The sequence below is a fragment of the Pseudoalteromonas sp. SWXJZ94C genome, from assembly GCF_015864385.1.
Lineage (GTDB): Bacteria > Pseudomonadota > Gammaproteobacteria > Enterobacterales > Alteromonadaceae > Pseudoalteromonas.
The window spans coordinates 1-1,825 of record NZ_JADYXF010000118.1; the positions used below are offsets into that span (position 1 = coordinate 1).

Consider the following 1,825-nt stretch of genomic DNA (forward strand, 5'->3'; position numbering starts at 1 on the left):
GCTGGTTTAGCGCCAAATGAATCTGAGATTAGATACAAAGACTCTAAAACTGTGGCCAAATTTTATTGACCACTACACTCTTAATCTAAATTGCACGCATGAAAATGACTGCATGGTGCAGTTGTAATTTATTACCGAAAGTTTTACTGAGTAGTTTAAGTTTATGCAAGTAGCTTTTCGCAGTTACTAATGTTCGCTCGCCGTTTTCTGTTTAAATTTTCGCAGTAACCTATTTGTGAAGTGGGCCTGCCTACTGCACCATGAAATACGCGCGTAAATTGCGTAGTCAGTTTTAACCAGTTTTCTGGGGAAATATTTAACCTTTCTAGCAAAGGGAGGTTCATATTATCAATATATCCGCGTTTATCCTCCCGTATTATTCGCCCTGTTAGTTCAACAAGTTCAAGGAACTAAATTAAGCAAGACAGGCACCTTAATTGAACAAGTAAAGCTATCCCAATTAAAATGGGTGTCACGTTAATTTCACTATGGGTGCGTCCATTTGGATCTATTTTTCCATCAGGGCGTACCATATTTACCACTTTGCTTTGAAATAACTTAATAGCAGCTACCGTTTTAGAGTTTTCAGGGCGTGAGCCTAAACGACTGTCTACTTTTAATTTTTGAGTGGGTGTTATAAGAGAAAGAAGAACTAAATTAAGCAAGACAGGCACCTTAATTGAACAAGTAAAGCTATCCCAATTAAAATGGGTGTCACGTTAATTTCACTATGGGTGCGTCCATTTGGATCTATTTTTCCATCAGGGCGTACCATATTTACCACTTTGCTTTGAAATAACTTAATAGCAGCTACCGTTTTAGAGTTTTCAGGGCGTGAGCCTAAACGACTGTCTACTTTTAATTTTTGAGTGGGTGTTATAAGAGAAAGAAGTGAATTTAAAGCGGTTTGTACTGCTTTTACATCGTCTGGCTTATTTGCGCCGCCAATTCCTACTGATTGGATTAATTTCATTGCTGGCATCGAAGAGTCCTTTTCTTTTGTGTTATGTTGCTTAAGTACAACGTGTTAGTAGTAAATTAACACCCACTAGTTAAAGTGGGTGTCATTGTTATTTTTGCTCACTGTATTTTTTTATTAAACCAAACATAATGGTTCTAAACCCCTACTTTTATAATTAGTCTTCAATTATGTCCATTATTTTATCGTAATCCACTTCAACAGGTTCAGGATCAGGGGTGCCAGTTACAAGAAAAGATAGGTAATCTGTAAAGCTCTTAAACTTAGACACTTCTTGGCCATATGTTTCGGTTAGAAATAGCCCAACTTCACCAGCACGCTCAGATTCTTGAGCGAATAAAAAGTAATAACCGCCACCATCATAAGTACCTATAACGATTCCATCACTCGCTACAGACTGGTATTTGGGATCATTGTTATAAAGATCATGGTAGTAAGTATTTTTCCTTACAATACTGCATAACTTTTCATACCTTTTATTTTCTCCAACTAAACCACAAATTACTTCACCGAACCAAAAGCAGTATCCATACCTTGAAAGAAAGTATTTATAATCATTGGGTAGAGTAATATTTTGCATAGTTTCTAACGCTGTTATCTCCTCATTACCCACACTTCCTCTTTGAATAAAATTCTTTTTACTTGCAGCTTGAGACATTATAATTTCAAGTTTTTCAAACATCTTTCTTACCTTTTTTAACACTTGATAAATTTGGGCCATTCCCATAGCAATTAAACCAGACAGCCACTCTAATTGAACAAATAAAGCAATTAAACCAGACAGCCACTCTAATTGAACAAATAAAACTGTGCTATAAAATTTAATTTTTAGGTTAAGAATATATC

3 protein-coding genes and 1 pseudogene are annotated in these 1,825 nt (G+C 35.7%); all 4 read right to left on the minus strand.

Going from position 1 to position 1,825, the window contains the following annotated elements; genetic code table 11:
* Window positions 1-161: 161 nt before the first annotated feature.
* A pseudogene (locus tag I6F65_RS21895) lies at window positions 162-410 on the minus strand (transposase); the annotation flags it as partial.
* Window positions 411-665, minus strand: a complete 255-nt coding sequence (locus I6F65_RS21235; protein WP_231613265.1) for a hypothetical protein — start codon at window positions 663-665, stop codon at window positions 411-413.
* A complete protein-coding gene (locus I6F65_RS21240) occupies window positions 653-982 on the minus strand; it encodes a peptidoglycan-binding protein (protein WP_197114810.1) in 330 nt (109 codons plus the stop codon). The genes I6F65_RS21235 and I6F65_RS21240 overlap by 13 nt, the downstream gene beginning before the upstream one ends.
* Window positions 983-1,136: 154 nt before the next feature.
* On the minus strand, window positions 1,137-1,825 hold a 689-nt coding region (locus I6F65_RS21245; protein WP_197114812.1), incomplete at its 5' end, for an SMI1/KNR4 family protein.

Bases quoted from the DNA above. Each gene is read 5' to 3' on its own strand.
- I6F65_RS21240 (WP_197114810.1), bottom strand. From the start codon at position 982: ATGCCAGCAATGAAATTAATCCAATCAGTAGGAATTGGCGGCGCAAAT.